Source organism: Geofilum rhodophaeum (assembly GCF_002210225.1).
GTDB lineage: Bacteria > Bacteroidota > Bacteroidia > Bacteroidales > Marinilabiliaceae > Geofilum > Geofilum rhodophaeum.
Genome location: NZ_MWUJ01000004.1, coordinates 61,980 through 80,837, shown reverse-complemented (window position 1 = coordinate 80,837; position 18,858 = coordinate 61,980). Strand labels below are relative to the sequence as shown.

Below are 18,858 nucleotides of genomic sequence, written 5' to 3'. Positions count from 1 at the left end.
TCTCCATCCTGGTTTCTTCCATTTTTAAGTTATAGAATATGAGTATATCCTCCCTCAGCATACGGCGCCCCGTACTGGCCATTGTAATGAGCATATTTATTATGATCATCGGTTTTATTGGCTTCAGTTATTTGGGCGTGCGCGATTTCCCGAGCGTTGACCAGCCCTTTGTTTCTGTCTCCACCAGTTTTACCGGGGCCAATGCCGATGTTATCGAAACCCAGATTACCGAGCCCCTGGAGCAGGCCATCAATGGCATTCAGGGCATTCGAAGCATCAGCAGCAGCAGTCGCGATGGTTCCAGTCGCATTACCGTAGAATTTGACTTGGAAGTGGATTTGGAGACCGCTGCCAACGACGTGCGCGATAAAGTCTCGGGCGCCATGCGGCGCCTGCCCCCCGATGCCGACCCTCCGGTGGTATCCAAGGCAGATGCCGACGCCCAGCCCATTTTCTCCATTACCCTGCGCAGCGGCAGTCGTTCCCTCATCGACCTGACCGAGTTTGCCGAAGTCAATTTTAAGGAGCGTCTGCAGACCATTCAGGGGGTGAGCGAGGTCCGCACCTGGGGCGCCAAGCGCTTTGCCATTCGCCTGTGGATGGACCCTGCCAAGCTGGCCGCTTATGAGCTTACGCCGGTGGATGTGCGCGATGCCCTCATCCGTGAGAATATAGAGTTGCCTTCCGGACGGATTGAAGGCAGCAATACCGAACTTACCGTACGTACCATGGGGCGCTTTACCTCGGTGGAAGATTTCAACCGCATGGTGGTGTATCAGGACGGCGACCGCGTGGTTCGTTTTGGTGATTTGGGCCGCGCCATTGTAGAGGCGGAGAATATGCACAGTATTCTTAAAATGAACGGAGTGCCCATGGTCAACAATGTGTTGGTGCCCCAGCCCGGTGCCAATTACATTTCCATAGTGGACGACGCCCTGCTGCGTCTCGAAGAGTTGAAGAAAGATTTGCCCTCCGACATTATTGCCGAAGTGGGCTTCGACAATACCCAGTACATACGCGACTCCATCACCGAAGTGCAGCAAACCATCTATTTGGCCTTTGCGTTGGTGGTGCTCATTATTTTTGTGTTTTTGCGCGACTGGCGTACCACGCTCATTCCCGCCCTTTCCATACCCGTGTCGCTCATTGGCGCCTTCTTTATTATGTATGTGGCCGGCTTTACCATCAACATCCTCACCCTTTTGGCCGTAGTACTGGCCATTGGTCTGGTAGTGGACGACGCCATTGTGGTTATGGAGAACATTTACACCAAAATAGAGCAGGGGATGGACCCCAAGGAAGCTGGTGTTAAAGGAGCGGCTGAGATTTTCTTCGCGGTAATTGCCACCACCATTACGCTGGCGGCGGTGTTCTTTCCTATTGTGTTTTTGCAGGGGATTACCGGACGCCTGTTCCGGGAGTTCAGTATCGTCATTGCCGGAGCCGTAATCATTTCCTCCTTTGTGGCTCTTACCTTGACGCCCATGTTGTCTTCGCGCATCCTTAAAAAGCGCAAAGGCGGTCACAACAAACTGTACCGGGCTACCGAGCCCTTCTTTCAATGGTTGGGTTCTACCTACAAAAATGCGCTCAACGCATTTTTGTTGCGCCGACATTGGGCAACGCCTTTGGTGATGCTGGTAGCCCTCGTTCTCATAGGACTATTGTGGTTCAGCATTCCCTCCGAAATGGCCCCCATGGAAGATAGGGGACAATTGACGGTAAACAGTACGGCGCCTGAAGGGGCGACCTACGACTATACCCTGCGTTACTCCGATGAGTTGTCGCAGTTTATGCTGGAAGATGCGCCTGAGATTACTTCGCTCTTTCAAATTGTGGGTTTGTGGAATACCAACTCCGCCTTTCACCGCATCACTTTGAGTGATGCCAAAGACCGGAGCCGCTCCCAGCAGGAAATTGCCGATGACCTGGGCGAAAAGGTACGTGCCTTTACCGGTGCACGGACCTTTATCACCCAGCAAGCCACCTTTGGTGGTCGACGGGGTGGTTTGCCTGTTCAGTATGTCATTCAAGCCCAGAATCTCGACAAGTTAAAAGAGTATTTGCCTGTTTTTATGGAAGAAGTGGGCAACAGTCCCCACTTTCAGAATTCAGACGTTAACCTGAAATTCACGAAGCCGGAGATTCGCGTAAATATTGATCGTGAAAAGGCCGCACTCATGGGCGTTTCTGTACGCGATATCGCCCAAACGCTGCAACTGAGTCTCAGCGGTCAGCGACTGGCTTATTACATCATGAACGGAAAGCAGTATCAAATTATCGGGGAGCTGGAGCGCAGCGATCGCAATAAGCCTGCCGACATCACCTCCGTTTACGTACGCAGCAATACGGGTGAGCTCATTCAGCTCGACAACCTGGTGACCATAGAAGAAAGCAGTACGCCGCCCCAGCTCTACCGCTACAACCGTTTTGTTTCGGCCACGGTATCGGCGGGACTATCACGCGGTTATACCATAGCCGATGGTATTGAGGAGATGGACCGGATTGCAGGGGCTACTTTGGACGATACTTTCAGTACTACGCTGTCGGGCGATTCGCGTGACTTTGTCGAAAGTACCTCCAGTCTGCTCTTTGCCTTTGGTTTGGCCCTTATATTGATTTATCTGGTACTTGCCGCTCAGTTCGAAAGTTTCCGCGATCCGCTGGTCATCATGTTTACCGTGCCGCTTGCCTTGGTAGGTGCCTTATTGTCGCTGTGGTACTTCGATCAAAGTCTCAATATTTTCAGTCAGATAGGTATCATCATGCTGATCGGATTGGTGTCGAAAAACGGCATTCTGATGGTTGAGTTTGCCAATCAGCGTAAGGCTGCGGGACTCAGTGCCTACGACGCCATTGTAGATGCAGCCGCCGCTCGTTTTAGACCCATTTTGATGACCAGTCTCTCTACCATTCTGGGCGTACTGCCCATGGCCCTGGCCTGGGGGGCCGGCGCCGAAAGTCGGGTGTCCATGGGTATAGCTGTGGTTGGGGGCCTCACCGTAGCATCGGTATTTACGCTTTTTGTTATTCCGGCTATGTACACCTATATTTCGGAGAGCTCCAAGAGTGTGAGTAACGCCGATGCACAAATGGATGAAACAGAAAAGGAGTAAGGAGCAATGATCAGTCAAATCGTTAGAAAGATGAAGAACTACCTTATTATATGTGTTTTTGTTGTCCTCGGTTTGAGTGCTCTCGCCCAAAACCAGGAAGAGTACCTTGTTTCAGAGCAACCTTTGTCTGCGCTTATTGAGCAGGCACTGGAACAAAATCCATCGGTACGCATGGTCCGCAACCGCTGGCAGCAGGCCGACAACAACCATTCGTTGCAGCCCTTTTTGCCCAGTGTGGGCGGAACGGCACGTTACAACAAGTCGCAGACCGACAGTAAGCGCACCTTTAACGAACAGGAACAGGATTTCAGCAACACCAGTTCCGAAAACCTCAGTGCCGGCGTCAGTTTGAGCTGGACTCTGTTCGACGGTCTGGGCATGTTTGCCAACTACCGGCGCAGCGCCTACCAGTTGGATGCCGCAGAGCTCGAAACCCGCAGGGTAGTGGAGCAGTTGGTGGGTGATTTGGCCGATCTTTATTTTCGTATTGTGGTGCAGCAGCACCGTCTGGAAGCGGCCGAACAGCTCATGGACTTGTCGCGTGAGCGTTTCCGCATCATTACCGAGCAAGTAAACATCGGAACTGCCTCCGGTATGGATTTGCAGCAGGCCCGATTGGATTTGAATGCCGACAGCTCTTTGTTGGTCCGCCAAAAAGAAGCCCTACAAGGTGCTTACATTCAAATGAACCAGCTGATGAACCAACCCTTGAAGAATCACGGCTTTGTTGGCGACACCATTTTGCTGGGTGCTCCTCTGGTCGAAGACGACCTTTTGCTGATGGCGCTCGAGAACAACGTAAACCTGGTGGCCAATGAGCTGGGAATGGCCATAACAGAGCAGGAACTGCGCCTGGCCCAGGCCCGACGTTATCCCAATATTAACTTTGTCAGCGGCTACACCTACAGCCGGGCAGAAACCCCCGCCTCGGTCATTACTTTTAACGAGTCGCAGGGTTTTAATTACGGACTGGAAGCCAGTCTGAACATCTTCAATGGCTTTGAAGTAAACCGCAATGTGCGCAATGCCCGTATCGAACTGGAAAACCGGCGTCTCAGCCACGAGGAAACCGAACTCGCTGTAAAGGGACAGCTGCACACCCTGTACAACACCTACCTGAACAACCTGATGATGGTCGATTTTGAAAAGCAAAACGTAGACGTAGCCCGCGCCAATCTCGACCTGGCTTTGGAACGTTATGAGTTAGGGGTGCTGTCGGGACTTGGTTTTAGAGAATTTCAGCTCGGCTACATCAATGCCGTGGACCGCTCCCTCGAATCGATGTATCAAAGCAAAGTGCTGGAACTGTCGCTTTTGGTGCTGAGCGGACAAATGGAAGAGTTTATGGGGCGGATAAGGTAGGGCACATTAAGGCCTTTAAAAGTCCGGGCTGAAGATCCCGGCATATTATCGAGAAGACTTGCGCTTGCTGCCAGAGCAAAGATGGACGGAGGTCCATCTTTTTTTTTGCAGAAAAGTTGAGCGATGGTGTACCCCGATCTGACCCAGCAGATAGCTGTCGTTGAGAGAGCAAGAACGTCCAGCGGTTTGCATAAATATACGTTATGCAGTTTTGCTGCTCTTACCCATGTCACGTTAGTGTAGTAATTTAGTTTTCAAATACTTAAATGTATTGTTCTAAACATGTCGCATTTCTACTCTGATTTTTATCAGTATAAAACAGTGATATTCATCAGGTTTACCCTGTATATCGCCCCTTCATTGTTTTATAGTATTAGTGGAGCTTTTCTTTTCATTTTATAAGATGAAGTGGCTTTTGGGCATAATTCTATAGTTTGTCCTCCAATTGTCTTGGTGTTACTATTTTTTCTTTTTAACACTCCGCAAACGATTGCGGAAATGTATAATTAAAAATATTCTTGCGTGGGTGTGTTTTTGAGGGGTATCCCTCCAGTAATGTCACTCTTTTTTGAATTCAACCCTTTTTTTTTAGGGGTGTGTTTGATTTTTATATTTTATTTTCTCCTTGCTTATGGTTTAATGAAATTTTCTACTATTTTTGTAGCATCGTATTACTCATAACCCATCCGAACTTGTGTTTTATTACTTGGTGATCCTGATATTTGTCAGGTTTAGTGTGTTGTCGATAAAATACAGTAAGAAAAGTGTTAAAATGTTTTAAAATCAGGTTAATTATATCTTAACTTGTATTTATGTAAACCTTATGCAGCTGTAATTGTTGTATAATTTGTGCAAATGGTCGAAGATTTGATTTCAACCCAAAACCCCTTCTGAGCCTTTGGTTCCGGAGAGATTAGTTTCGGCATCGAAAAGTCTTCGTGCTTATATGATGAATTTATTATTGTCCTATTATTAATTTAAACCTTTAACTTTATGAAGAAAGTTCTTTTGGCACTTTCGTTCGTAATGGTGTTTGGACTAAATGCTCTTGTGGCCCAAACCAGAACCATTACAGGAACAGTCACAGGAAGTGATGACGGACAGCCCATACCTGGTGCGTCCGTATTCGTGAAAGGCACAACCATGGGTACCATCACCCAAATTGATGGTGATTATACCATTAATGTACCCCAGGAAGCTGAGGTCTTGGTTTTCTCCTTTGTGGGTATGCAAACCCAGGAGCAGGAAATCGCAGGCCGCAGTGTAATCAATGTTACGCTTGGCAGCGATGCCATTGCCATGGATGAAGTTGTGGTGGTGGCATACGGTACTGCGACAAGGCAAGCTTTTACCGGTTCTGCAGCAACGGTTGATGCTAGAGAGATTTCCAAGCGTCAGGTTTCTAACATCACCAATGCTATTGCTGGGCAAGTTGCCGGTGTTCAAGCATCCAGCTCGAGTGGACAGCCCGGTAGTTCTGCAAATATCCGAATTAGGGGTATTGGTTCAATGAGTGCTAGTAATGCTCCACTTTATATTGTGGACGGCATGCCTTTTGAAGGCAATATTTCAGCAATTAACTCCAATGATATTGAGAGTGTTAGTGTGTTGAAGGATGCTGCTGCAAGTGCGATATACGGAGCTCGGGGAGCCAACGGTGTTATTATTGTTACGACGAAGCAAGGTAAAAGAGGTAGCGAAGCTGTCGTAACGCTTGACTCAAGGTGGGGGTCTAATAAGCGTGGAGTTCCTAATTACGATGTTATGACGGATCCAGGAATGTATTATGAGACGTTCTACAGGAGCTTGTATAACAGTAGGTTATATTCAGGTGAGTCGGCAGCTGCTGCACATACTTATGCTCAGACCGTCTTTTTAGATGCTGATGAGGGAGGGCTTGGTTATCAGGTCTACACTGTTCCTGAGGGAGAATACTTGGTAGGAACGAATTTTAAGTTAAATCCCAACGCCGAGTTAGGATATTCTGATGGCGATTATTATTATACTCCAGATGATTGGTATGAAGAACTTTTTGATAAGGGCAACCTTCGTCAAGAGCATAATGTGTCCATCGCTGGATCTTCCGAAAAAATGACTTATTACATGTCTGCTGGCTATCTTGACGATTCGGGTATTATTGATGGATCAGGATTTACACGTTACACTGCCCGAGCCTCTACCGATTATCAAGCAAAAGAGTGGCTTAAAGTTGGCGGAAGTCTGGGGTATACCAATTATAATATGCAAGCCCCTCCCGGTCAGTCCGATTGGGGATCTTCTGGGAACTTGTTCTATACCTCCAATCTTATGGCTCCCATCTATCCGATGTATGTCAGAAATGCTGATGGGTCAATTCGCAAGGATGCTAGAGGCATCACTGTTTACGATTTTGGAACTACCACCAATTCAAGTCGTCCTTTTATGGGCTTGTCTAACCCTGGTATTACAATGAAGCTTAATGATCATAACTCAATAAGTGACGTTTTAAATACCAAATGGTATGCCGTAGTGTCATTGTATGAAGGTTTACAGTTTACAACGAATGTAGGTGTGAATGCTCGTAACACCCGTACTTCAAGATTGTACAATCCCTTTTATGGTTCGGCTGCCAGTGATGGGGGCCAGGTTTCTGTTTCACATGAACGTCAGATTGGTATAACTCAACAATACTTGTTGAATTATAAGTTTGATATGGGAGCCAGCAATTTTGATGTGTTGGCTGGATATGAAGCTTATGATATGACGCGGCAGTACCTGTATGTCTTCAACAGGAAACTTTATAATCCTTCCATAGGTGAAATTGGAAACTCCATTTTTGAGGATCCGAATGTAGATTCATATACCGATACCTATAAGACGCACGGATTCCTTGGTCGTATTCAGTACGATTACGATGCACGCTTTTATTTGTCTGCTTCTTATAGAAGGGATGCCTCTTCCAGGTTTGCCCCGGAGAATCAATGGGGAGATTTTGGAAGTTTAGGTGGTGCCTGGCTAATCAGTAAGGAGAGCTTTTTCCAAAATCTCGGTGCTGACTGGATTGATTTGTTGAAATTGAAGGCCAGCTATGGTATGCAAGGTAATGATAACCTTATTTATCAGGAAGAAACCAACTATTATCCGTATTTAGATCAGTATAAAGTCTTTAATGCAGATGGTGACTTTGCAACCTCTTTGCATTATAAAGGAAATAGAGATATTACTTGGGAGACGTCTCATAGCTTCAACGTAGGTACGGAATTTTCATTACTAAGAGACCGAGTTGTGGGAAGTGTTGAATATTTTACTCGTAAAACCAGTGACCTTTTGTATTATCAGCCAGTTCCTGAGTCCTTGGGTTATTCTTCCTTGCCTATGAATGTGGGTGAAATTATGAACAAAGGGGTCGAAGTTGACCTAGCAGTTAATATCATTAATACTTCAAATGTAAATTGGAGACTGAATTTGAATGCCACTTCCTATAAGAATGAGATTTTGGCCTTGGCTGAAGGAGTAAAGGAAACCGGAATTAAGGCCTCTACCTATATTTATGAAATCGGAGGGTCTCTCTACGATGCTTTCTTGAGAGACTATGCTGGAGTTGATCCAACTTCGGGTAAGGCCTTATATTACCTTGTTGACGGTGACGGTGAATATGTACTTGACGAGAATAACCAGAAGCAGACTGTAGACACATACACCGGAACAAATCAAGTAAACCTTGGAAGTACGTTGGCCAAAGTTTATGGTGGTTTTGGTACTTCTGTTGAAGCTTTTGGGTTTGATGTTTCCGCTGCTTTTGGCTATCAGCTAGGAGGAAAGGTTTTTGATGGAACTTATCAATCATTGATGCATGGAGGTGATGAGGCTGGTGTAAACTGGCATATGGACATACTTGATGCTTGGTCGTATGATAACCGAGACAGTAATATACCTCGTCTCAATTCTTTGGACGACAATCGTCAGATGCACTCATCCAGGTTCTTGGTTAGCTCAAATTACTTGAGTTTAAACAATTTAACCGTTGGGTATACCTTGCCATCTACTGTGACTGACTATTTGAACATCAATAGTGCTCGGATTTACTTCTCTGGTGATAATCTGTTTTTGCTGACTGCCCGTAAAGGTTTGGATCCACGTCAGTCTTTTGGTGGAACAGATTGGCAGGCGGTAGGTAGTCATAATTATTCCTCTTTGCGTACCCTCTCTGGAGGAATAACCTTGACTTTTTAACCAAGAGTTGAAAACTAAAAAAGTTGATTATTATGAAGAAATTTATTAATAGAGTCTTTGTTCCTTTTGTAGCCCTTTCATTACTGGTTTCATGTACTGATGATTTGGTTACGAGTCCAGATGGATCAATTCTCACAGAAGAACAAAAGCAAGAAGTTGCCGCATTGATACCGGAGAGGCTTTCTGCCGACTTGAATGGTATGTATGCAATTCTTGGAACGCAGTATCCTGCCTTGCCTGCATCTGAACGATCCGATGATTTTGGTTATGCATCGGTTACATTGGCTTGGGATCATAATGGTGCCGACATAGTTAGTCCGGATGCCGGTTATAACTGGTTCGCCACTCCTTTGGAGTTTTCTGATAGGACATACACTTATGCCAGCCCCTATATCAGATGGGCTTTGTTCTACAAGCAGATTAAATTGGCAAATGATCTATTGGCTGCAATTCCCGAGGACTCTGACAGCGAAATGTTAGACTATTATCGTGGTCAGGCGCTTGCCGTTCGTGCCTTTGATTATTTTAATCTTGTACAGATGTACCAGTTTACATACAAAGGCAATGAAGATAAGCCAGCTATTCCAATCATCACTAACGAAATGGAGGGCGATCCTACAAACAATCCGAGAGCTACAGTCCAGGCAGTTTATGATTTGATTTTGTCTGATTTGAATCAAGCAATTGAGCTTTTAGAGGGTTTTTCTAGGCCGAATAAGGCTGCTGTGAATCAAGCTGTCGCCTACGGTATTCGGGCTCGCGTACACCTGGTAATGCAAAACTGGGAGAATGCTGCATCAGATGCTGCAGATGCCAGAGCTGGATTCGAGTTTCTTTCAAAGGAGGATGCCGGTAAGCCCGGGTTCAACGACGCTTCTGCAGCCAACTGGATGTGGGCAGTGCTGATTAATCCCGTTAATATTTCCAGTAATTACGATACCTGGCCCTCTAAATTAAGCTCCTTTGCAGGTAATAGTTATACTGCCAATGTTGGCCAGTATATGAGCATAAGCTCGTTGTTGTGGGCAAAGATTCCAGCGACTGATGTTAGAAAGGGATGGTGGGTAGATGAGAGTCTTAACTCTCCAATATTAGAAGACCTTTCATGGCCCGGGCATGAAGGTGAACCTATTGGCCCATTGAGCATAACTGATGTTAAGATGCCATTTTCACCATATACGAATGTGAAATTTGGACCAACAGATAATGTGTTTGGTAATGGAGATAATTCTGCCGATTGGGTTATTATGCGATCTGAGGAGATGCTTTTGATTGAAGCGGAGGCCTTAGCTATGAGTGGAGACGTTGGTGCTGCTGCTACTTTGCTTGAGACCTTTATGAAAGATTATAGGGATCCATCCTATACTGTAAGTGCAGGTTCTGCTGAGCAATTTCAAATCGAAGTTTGGAAGCAAAGAAGAATTGAACTTTGGGGAGAGGGTTTCTCCTTCTTCGATATCCTCAGACTGCAAAAGAATATTGTTAGATTTAATAGCTCAACTACTTCAAATTTTCCCATTGCCATGCGTTTTAATATGGCTTATAACGATCCATGGCTTTTGTTACGTATTCCTCAGCGAGAGATTAACTCAAATATGGGAATTAGTGAAACGGATAATAATTCAGGCGGAGCTCAACCTGTATCCGGTGAGGGTGCCGGGTTGTCAGACCCTGTAACTGATTAATAATTCACAGACAATTAAAATTATTTTTATGAAAAGATATTTTAGTTCCTTTGGTGCCTTGGTCATTTTGCTTGGCTTGTCCGTAATTGGATGCGATGAGGAAGTTAGTGTGGAACGAGGACCTGTAAATGTGTCGTCAGATGGTGTGCGCTTCCTTGCTGATAATCCGTCTCGAATCGAGATCGCATCTGGCGAGACTGATTTTGAATTGACCATTATTCGTAATGGAACGAATAATGCTATTGAAGTGCCGCTCTATTTTAGAGGAGAAGATGTTTCCTATTTTAATAGTACCAGCACGGTTTCTTTCCCTGCGGGAGTGGATACTCTGGTGGTGACTTTATCCGTATCTGATAGTGCTCCAATTGGAGAGGATTTTTCCTTAGAGTTAGAGCTGGATGATCAATTTGTAAATCCTTATTTGGCTGAGTTTTCCTATTTTGGTGCAGATGTTTATGTTAAGCCACCGTGTGCGCACAATGAAGTTAACCTCAGCATTGTTTTTGATGATTACGGTAGTGAAACCAGTTGGGAAATTCTTGATGCTGAGGAAGAGGTCGTTGCTTCCGGTGGAGGATTCGAAGATGGACAGGCCTCAATATCTGTAGACTTATGTCTGGAGGATGGAAGTTACACACTTGTTGTAAACGACAGTTATGGTGATGGTGTGGGAGCTCCTGGATTGGTTACACTTACTTTTGGTGAAGAAGTACTGGCTGAAGTAGAAGGTGATTTTGGAGAATCTGCCAGCGTACCTTTTTCGCTTGGTGAGGTTGTGGAGCTCTAAATTGTAACGCCAAACTTCTGAAGGTATGATATATGCCGACAGTAGTTGATTTAATACAAACACCCCCGGAAGAACGAATCTTCCGGGGGTGTTTTTTTTCTCTGCGGTCTAGTTTTTATTGAACTCTATGGCGGTGCCGCCGCCGGGTGCCAGTTGCAGGGTTAGGATCCCGTGGACGGTTCCTTTGTGCCAGCTTTAGTGTTTCATGTGCATGCCGGCTATATACCAGGGTAGCGACTGTGTTTTTATCCAGAGGGCTATTTGGCTGGTTTCATGAGCTTATTTTTAGTCTTCTTTTGATTTTTCGAGGTGTTTGCTGGGCAGGTAACCAAAGAGGGCTTTGAATTGCCGACTGAAATAGCGTGCATCGTTAAATCCCACTTTTATGGCTGCTTCGGATACGTTGTAGCCCTGGGTCAGCAGGTGGGCCGCAATTTTTAGTTTGAGTTGCCGCACAAATTCAACGGGGCTCAGTCCGGTGAGGCCTTTGACTTTGTTGTAGAAGACCGTGCGACTAACGCAGAGGGTGTCTGCCAGCTCTTCGATGGTGAAGTCTTCGGCATGGTTTTCTTCTACATAGCTGATCAGCTTTTGGAGGAATTCTTCGTCTTTGGAGTTTACCTTCAGGGTGGAGGGATCAATGGTTTTGTTGTCGCGGAATTTCGCTATCACATGGCGGCGTTGCTCAATCAGGTTTTTAACCATGGCTTTGAGATAGCCGGCATTGAAGGGTTTCACCAGGTAGGCGTCGGCTCCGAGCTCCACGCCGGCAATCTGGTCTTCTACGCCCGATTTGGCGGTAAGCAGAATAATGGGGATGTGGCTGGTGCTGAAGTTGCCTTTTATTTTTTCGGTCATTTCCATTCCGTCCATCACCGGCATCATAATGTCGGATACAATCAGGTCGGGGTTCTGGTTCTCGAGCAAGTCCAGAGCCTCCTGGCCGTTGCCTGCCAAAATGGTGCTGAACTCGGGACTGAGCGAACGACAGACGTAATCTCCAATTTCAGGGTTGTCTTCCACGACCAATATGGAGGGACGCTTATCCAGTGGATCTGCCAGAACGCTGGCGCTTTTTGGGCTGGGCAAATCTTCTTCGGTATGAAGATTGGTCACGGGCTGAAGGGCGTCGTTTTGTTCGCTCCATATTATGCGATGGTCCTTTTCAAAATGCTTTTTACCCTGGCGCAGTCGAAGGGTAAAGGTGCTGCCTTGGTTTTCTTCCGATGCTACGATGATTTCGCCGTGGTGCAGACGGGCCAGCTCGTTGCTTAAGGAGAGCCCTATGCCGGTGCCGGCGAGCTCTTCTCCGCTAAGGATGGTATAACGATCAAAAAGCTGATTAAGGTTGGCGGCAGCAATGCCCCGGCCCTGGTCGCTTACGGTAATTTCTATTTGTTCGTCGGCGGGGTTAATGGACAGGTGCAGTCTCACTTCCTTTTCGGCTTCGGTAAATTTAAGGGCGTTCGAAAGCAGGTTGTAAATGATGGTATCTAATTTGGTCGGGTCGGCCCAAACTTCGCAATGTTCGAGGTCGGTGCTGAAGTGATAGGCAATTTTTTTGTGCAGAGCCAGGGGAACAAAGCTTTCGTATATGCTGCGGGTGAAGGCGACCAACTCAAAGGAACGCACTTTCAGCTGCATTTTGTTGTTTTGTATTTTTCTGAAATCGAGCAGTTGGTTGGTGAGCTGCAACATCCGTTTGCCGTTTTTTCGTATGATTTCGAGACGCGGTTTGTCGTTGTTGCTGAGGTCTTTTTGCAACATGTCGTCTATGGGCCCCAGTATTAGGGTTAACGGGGTTCTGATTTCGTGCGAAATGTTTGTGAAAAAGCGGAGCTTCATCTCATTTACCCGCTTTTCGATCTGGAGTTCGTTGCGGTACTGGTTAATTTTGGCCACAGTGGTGGCTATGATGTAAAACAACATTCCAATGAGCAAGGAATAGAGGAGGAAGGCCCAGGTTGTTTTGTACCAGGGTGGCAGTATGGTGATGCGCAGGATGCGCTGATTGGTGATCCATTCGCCCTTGCGATTGGTGGCTTTTACTCTGAAGAGGTATTTTCCGGGGGAGAGGTTGGTGTAGATGGCACGTCGATCGCCCGAAACAATGGTCCAGTCGGGATCAAATTCATCCAGCTTGTAGGCGTATTGGGTTTTTACCGGGTCCATGTAATCCATCGACGAAAACTCAAAACTGAAGCTGTTCTGGTTGTTTTTGAGGGTGATTTCGTTGGTGTAGGCAATGCTTTTTTTCAAGGGCTCGTCGGGACCAATGGGTACGGCTTTGTTGAAGAGCTGGAAGTTGGTGAGCTCTGCTCTTTTGTTCCATTTGGGAATTTCAATGCGGCTGGGTTCGATAATTTCTATACCCATGAATCCGCCAAACAGCAGGGTTCCGTTGGTAGTTTGGTAAACGGTGTTTTCTGAAAAACTGTCGAAGTTGAGGCCGTTGTTGCTGTTGAAAATCTCGAAGGTGCTGTTGCTCAAATGAAAACGGCTTAGGCCGTTTTCGGTGCTGAACCAAAGGTGGTTGCCGCTGAAGTCGTCTGTGATGGAATAAACAACATTGTTGCTCAAACCGCCCATTTCATCAAATTTAGTGAAGTAAGCATCCTCCCGGCTAAGGGAGTCGAGCCGGTTAACGCCGCCACCGTAGGTGGCCAGCCAGAGTGTTCCTTCTTTGTCTTCAAACAGATGAATGATGTCGTTTACACTCAGGGTGTGGGGGGCCATGCTGGCGTAAAAGTTGCGGATACGTATGGGATGCCCCTCTGCCGGATTGTTTTCGAAGAGGTTGAGTCCGTAGCCTGTGGCTACCCACAGGCGATTTTTTTGATCGACCAATATGTGTCTTACCAGGTTGCTGCTGAGGGTGGAGTTGGCGGTGTTGTAGCGACGGAAGCGGTAGCTTCCGTCTTCTTGCTTCACTCCCAAATTCAGCCCATTTCCATAGGTGCCTACCCAAATGTGTCCGCTGGGATCCTGAACCAGGCTGTAAATGTTGATGTGACTCAGGCTTCCCGAATCGTTCTCTTCTGGTTGGTAATTGGTGAAGCGAATTTCTGCCGGGTGTTGGTAGCTGTTTAGGGGGTGTTGACTTACCAATAGGCCCTTGCCTTTTGAACCGAGCCAGAGGTAGCCGTCTTTGTCCAGCATTATGGTATAAACATTTACGCCGGTTAACAGGCCTTTGTTGGTAGGGAATTGTTCAAATACATGAATTTGACGGCCGTTCTGAAAGACATGGAGTCGTCCGGCTTTAGTAGCCGCCCAAATGCGCTTCTGGGGGTCTTCAAAAACAGCCCGCACTATGTTGTCCGAAATGTGCCTGGCTTCGGTGCGTGGCAGCAGGTGGTCGAAGGCCGCATCTTTGAGAATAACCTTTTCGAGACTGCCCTGGAATTGACCGGTTCCGACCCACAACTGTCCACTGTGATCCTCAGTAATACACATTACAATGTTGGTCGAAAGAGAGTGCGGATCCTGGGGGTTGTTTTTGAATTGACGAAAGTCTTTGCGCTTTCTGTCGTATAGGTTCAGGCCCCCTTCATGCGTTCCGATCCACAAATTCCCTTTACTGTCTTCGTAAAAAATGTGTCGCTCCGAATCGGGCAAGGTGGATTGGTTCGGGTCTATGAAATAATGAAATTCTGATTCGGCAGTTTCCAGGTTGAAGCCCGTTATACCAAGGGCTTCGGTAGTCAGCCAAACCATATTTTGCTGGTCTTCATACACCTGTTCAATTTGCTGACCTCTTAAGGAAATGTCCTGCCACTGGTTCAAACGCGGGGTGAAAACCTGCATGCCGTTTTGCGCAAGAGCCGCCAAAACGGTACCCGTTTTGGTGATGTGGAGGTGGGTAATGTTGTCGCTCTTAAGGGAAGGGGTGTTTTGTGTGTTTATAAAGGTGTAGTGCTGGCTGTTTTTTTGAAATTTCAGAATGCCGTCTTCCCGGGTGCCAAACCACAGTTCGGTAGCTGTTTCAACCATGGTGGTAAAGCTGTGCGAAATTAGAAGGTGGTTAAAAACCGGGTGACTTTGTTGCAGACTCTCTTTATCTATTTGGGTGAGACCTCTTTGGGTGCCAATCCAGATGTTGCCGTTTCGATCGGAATGGATGAAAGATACGTGATTGTTGGTAATGGCGTGTTGGCCCCTGGAGGTATAATGGCTTACATCATATTGGTGCAAATCCTTATTGTACATCAAACGCAAAACCCCTTTGGTGGTCAGACCCAGCCAGATTTCATTGTCGGAGTATTGCAGAAATTCGGTGAAAACAGATTGTCCTTCTTCCAAATCAGAAATCAAATACGAAAGCGACTGAAAAGTCTCTTTAACAGGGTCAAAATAATGGTAGTGTCCGTCGTGGGTTTCAAACCAGATGAAGCCTTTGTTGTCTTCCCAAATATTGATGATGCGGTTGTGGGTAAAATACTGCTCGCCCCCTTCTTCATTCATGAATACCCTAAACCGATTTCCATCAAAGCGATTCAGTCCGTTGTTGGTGCCAATCCATAAAAAGCCCTTCGAATCACAAAGTATGCTGGTGGCTGTGTTTTGAGACAGGCCCCTGGAGGTGTTGTAGTGCTCAAAGCGCAGGATTTCTGCTCTTGTGTTCTCGCTTATAGTCTGTCCCCAGAGGACGGTGGTAAAAAGGCTCAGAATTGGTAAGAATGCTTTGATCATTTGCTCTTGTTTGGTGGTGATTTCAGCAGAGAATACAAATATAGTTAAAAAGTTAAGAGTTTTGTTTAAGTCGCAAAGCGGGTGGAAAAATTGATTGTTAAACTGGAATTATTGTCCGCACTACCTTTAACAGGTGGTGTATTGTGACCAAATATGTTGGGGTTTTTGTTGCATGTTACTTTGGCTTGCTTACAAGTGGAAGGTTTGTTTAATTTTGTTGAGAAAGAAACCTTACGATATTAAGAATATGAAAAAGATTTACACATTGGGTATGGCAGTTTGTACGATGCTTTTTTCGCTCGGCAATCTGACCGCACAGGTGATCGAAAATACTACTCCTGTAGCTTTTCCGGGTGCTGAAGGACACGGAAGGTTTGTTACGGGCGGTCGCGGTGGTCGCATCATTTATGTTACCAACCTCAACAATTCAGGTGCTGGTTCTTTTCGAGATGCCGTTGAAACTCAGAGCGGTGCGCGTACCGTGGTTTTTGCCGTTTCGGGAACCATTGAATTGCTGAGCACGGTTACCATCCGTAATGGAAACCTGACCATTGCGGGACAAACGGCACCGGGTGATGGTATTACGCTGAAAAATCATACGGTTCAGGTAAGGGCAAATAATCTCATCATTCGCTTTTTGCGGTTTCGAATGGGTGACGAGAAGGCTACCGAGAACGATGCCATCTGGGGCCGGGAGCAACAAGATATTATTTTGGACCACTGCACCATGAGTTGGGCCACTGATGAGGCTTCTTCGTTTTACGACAACAGTAACTTTACCATGCAGTGGTGTATACTTTCGGAGAGCTTACGCAATTCGGTGCACGACAAAGGTAAGCACGGCTATATGGGCATTTGGGGTGGCAAAAAGGCCAGTTTTCATCACAATCTGATGGCCCATCACGACAGTCGTGTAGCCCGTTTTTGTGGCAGCCGTTATTCCAATCTTCCCGACCAAGAGTTGGTTGATTTTCGAAACAATGTTATTTTTAACTGGGGCGGCAATAACGGTTACGCCGGAGAGGGCGGCAGTTACAATATGGTCAATAATTATTATAAGCCAGGTCCCGCCAGCAGTAACAGGGGGCGTATTTTTCAGCCTTATCCTTATCCGGATAACGGGGGAAATGAACAGCCGGCCGGTGTGTGGGGCACTTTCTATGTCAACGGCAATCACAACACCGAATATGCCAGTGTGAACAACGATAATTGGGTGGGTATTCACCCTAAGTACAGTTCCAAACCCAAAGCTGAGTTGCGTTCCGATGTGGAGTTTGATAAGGGACAGATAACCACACATTCGGCTCAGGATGCTTATGAGGCGGTTTTGGGCTATGCCGGGGCCAGTCTGGTGCGCGATGCGGTAGATGTTCGTGTGGTGCGCGAAACCCGCGAGGGGACTTATACTTATACCGGTTCAAATGGCAGCACCAACGGCCTCATCGACAGTCAGGCCGATGTAGGCGGATGGCCAGTGCTGGAATCTCTTGCTGCCCCGGCTGATGCCGATACCGACGGTACGCCCGATGCTTGGGAGACTACTTTTGGCCTCGATCCCAATAATGCTGCGGACGGCAATGCCTATACCTTAAGCACCATGTTTACCAATGTAGAGGTGTATCTCAACAGTCTTGTTGCACCCATAACCAAAGCAAAGTTGGCGCAGGGTGTTGCCAATTATGTGGACGATTACGGTTATTCCGATGAGGTAATTGCCTCTAACCCTGAAATAGTCAGTATGGAAGGGGTAAGCTTATTCCCCAATCCCGCCACCGACCATTTTAAAGTCGTAAGTCGCTCCACAGCCATAGCCGCCGTGCGTATATACACTCCGTCGGGAACATTGGTTAAACAAACCCCGGTCCACGCTAATGAGCAGGTTGTTCCTGTAAGCGGATTAAATAAGGGGCTGTACCTGGTAGAAGTACGATTGATTGATGGAAGTAAACAAGTTGTTAAATTGCAGTTGTAAAGCTAAGGATATGCGAAGAAGTTGGATGTTGATGTTTTTTGTCGGACTGCTGGCCCCTCTATGGGGGGCCGGCAGTGCCGTTTTACCGGAGGAGGAACCGGCAGCTCATTTTGTGGTTGCGGCCGATGGCAGCGGTGATTTCACTTCGGTTCAGGAAGCTGTTATGGCCATTCCGGATTTCCGAAAGGAGGCCACCATAGTGGTTATTCGTCCCGGTACTTATAAAGAAAAGCTGGTTTTACCCGCCTCGAAGACCAATGTCGTGTTTTGGGGGAGTAATCCTCAGGATGTGGTGCTTACCTACGACGATTTTGCCCAAAAGCCCAATGTTTTTGGGGAAGAAATGGGTACCACCGGGTCTTCTGCTTTTTTTGTTTTTGGCGAGGGATTTACAGCGCACAACATTACTTTTGAAAACAGTGCGGGTCCCGTTGGTCAGGCGGTAGCAGTACGGGTAAGTGGCGACAAGGCCGTTTTTAATAATTGTCGTTTTCTGGGGCATCAGGATACCTTGTATCCTAATCAGGCAGGCAGCCGACAGTTTTATTACAACTGCTACATCCAGGGCACCGTCGATTTTATTTTTGGATGGGCCACCGCCTGGTTCGAGGCCTGCACCATAGTCCCGCTCAAGGGCAGTTATATTACTGCAGCTTCCACCGAGGCCGACACCCCCCATGGTTTTGTTTTTAATAATTGTCGCATTGAGAGTAGGGCCCCGGAGGCTTCGGTTTACCTGGGACGCCCCTGGCGAGATCATGCCCAAACGGTATTTATGCGCACCTATATGGATGCCTCCATTAAGCCCGAAGGCTGGCACAATTGGAACAAGCCCCACGCCGAAGCCACGGTGTTTTATGCCGAATATGAAAATTATGGTCCGGGAGCCTTAACCCACGAGAGGGTCAGCTGGTCGCACCACCTGACTGCTGAAGAAGCCCGGGAACTCACTCTGGATCGTGTGCTTGGTGGCAATGATCAGTGGGATCCTACGCGCGCGCCACTTATGCCTCAGATTAATTAATATTTATA

The 18,858-nt window shown here is 46.9% G+C and carries 8 protein-coding genes; 7 read left to right on the top strand and 1 reads right to left on the bottom strand.

The genetic code is table 11. From position 1 onward, the window contains the following. The first annotated feature begins 38 nt into the window (after positions 1-38). The 5 genes from B4W65_RS05490 (at position 39) to B4W65_RS05470 (ending at position 11,162) form a co-directional block, all read left to right on the top strand. On the top strand, positions 39-3,116 hold the full coding sequence (locus B4W65_RS05490; protein ID WP_088654124.1) for an efflux RND transporter permease subunit: 3,078 nt from the start codon (positions 39-41) through the stop codon (positions 3,114-3,116). A gap of 30 nt (positions 3,117-3,146) precedes the next feature. Beyond that, on the top strand, positions 3,147-4,478 hold the full coding sequence (locus B4W65_RS05485) for a TolC family protein (RefSeq protein ID WP_158522780.1): 1,332 nt from the start codon (positions 3,147-3,149) through the stop codon (positions 4,476-4,478). A gap of 993 nt (positions 4,479-5,471) precedes the next feature. Continuing rightward, positions 5,472-8,690: a SusC/RagA family TonB-linked outer membrane protein gene (locus B4W65_RS05480; protein ID WP_088654122.1), complete on the top strand. Its 3,219-nt coding sequence runs from the start codon at positions 5,472-5,474 to the stop codon at positions 8,688-8,690. A gap of 32 nt (positions 8,691-8,722) precedes the next feature. Then, positions 8,723-10,375 carry a RagB/SusD family nutrient uptake outer membrane protein gene (locus B4W65_RS05475; protein WP_088654121.1) on the top strand — a complete coding sequence of 551 codons (1,653 nt, stop codon included), beginning with the start codon at positions 8,723-8,725 and terminating at the stop codon, positions 10,373-10,375. A 28-nt stretch (positions 10,376-10,403) separates the two neighbouring features. Continuing rightward, positions 10,404-11,162 (top strand): hypothetical protein, encoded by a 759-nt coding sequence (locus tag B4W65_RS05470; RefSeq protein WP_088654120.1) that lies wholly within the window; start codon positions 10,404-10,406, stop codon positions 11,160-11,162. 285 nt (positions 11,163-11,447) lie between these two features. On the opposite strand, the gene B4W65_RS05465 is transcribed toward B4W65_RS05470, so the two are convergent. Beyond that, on the bottom strand, positions 11,448-15,854 hold the full coding sequence (locus tag B4W65_RS05465; RefSeq protein WP_088654119.1) for a hybrid sensor histidine kinase/response regulator transcription factor: 4,407 nt from the start codon (positions 15,852-15,854) through the stop codon (positions 11,448-11,450). Positions 15,855-16,101: 247 nt separating this feature from the next. Between B4W65_RS05465 and B4W65_RS05460 the strand changes: the two genes are divergently transcribed. Both B4W65_RS05460 and B4W65_RS05455 read left to right on the top strand, forming a co-directional pair. Beyond that, positions 16,102-17,826 carry a T9SS type A sorting domain-containing protein gene (locus B4W65_RS05460; RefSeq protein ID WP_088654118.1) on the top strand — a complete coding sequence of 575 codons (1,725 nt, stop codon included), beginning with the start codon at positions 16,102-16,104 and terminating at the stop codon, positions 17,824-17,826. Between the two features lie 10 nt (positions 17,827-17,836). Further along, the gene (locus B4W65_RS05455) at positions 17,837-18,850 is read left to right on the top strand and encodes a pectinesterase family protein (protein ID WP_088654117.1); all 1,014 of its coding nucleotides are present in this window, start codon (positions 17,837-17,839) and stop codon (positions 18,848-18,850) included. Positions 18,851-18,858 lie beyond the last annotated feature (8 nt).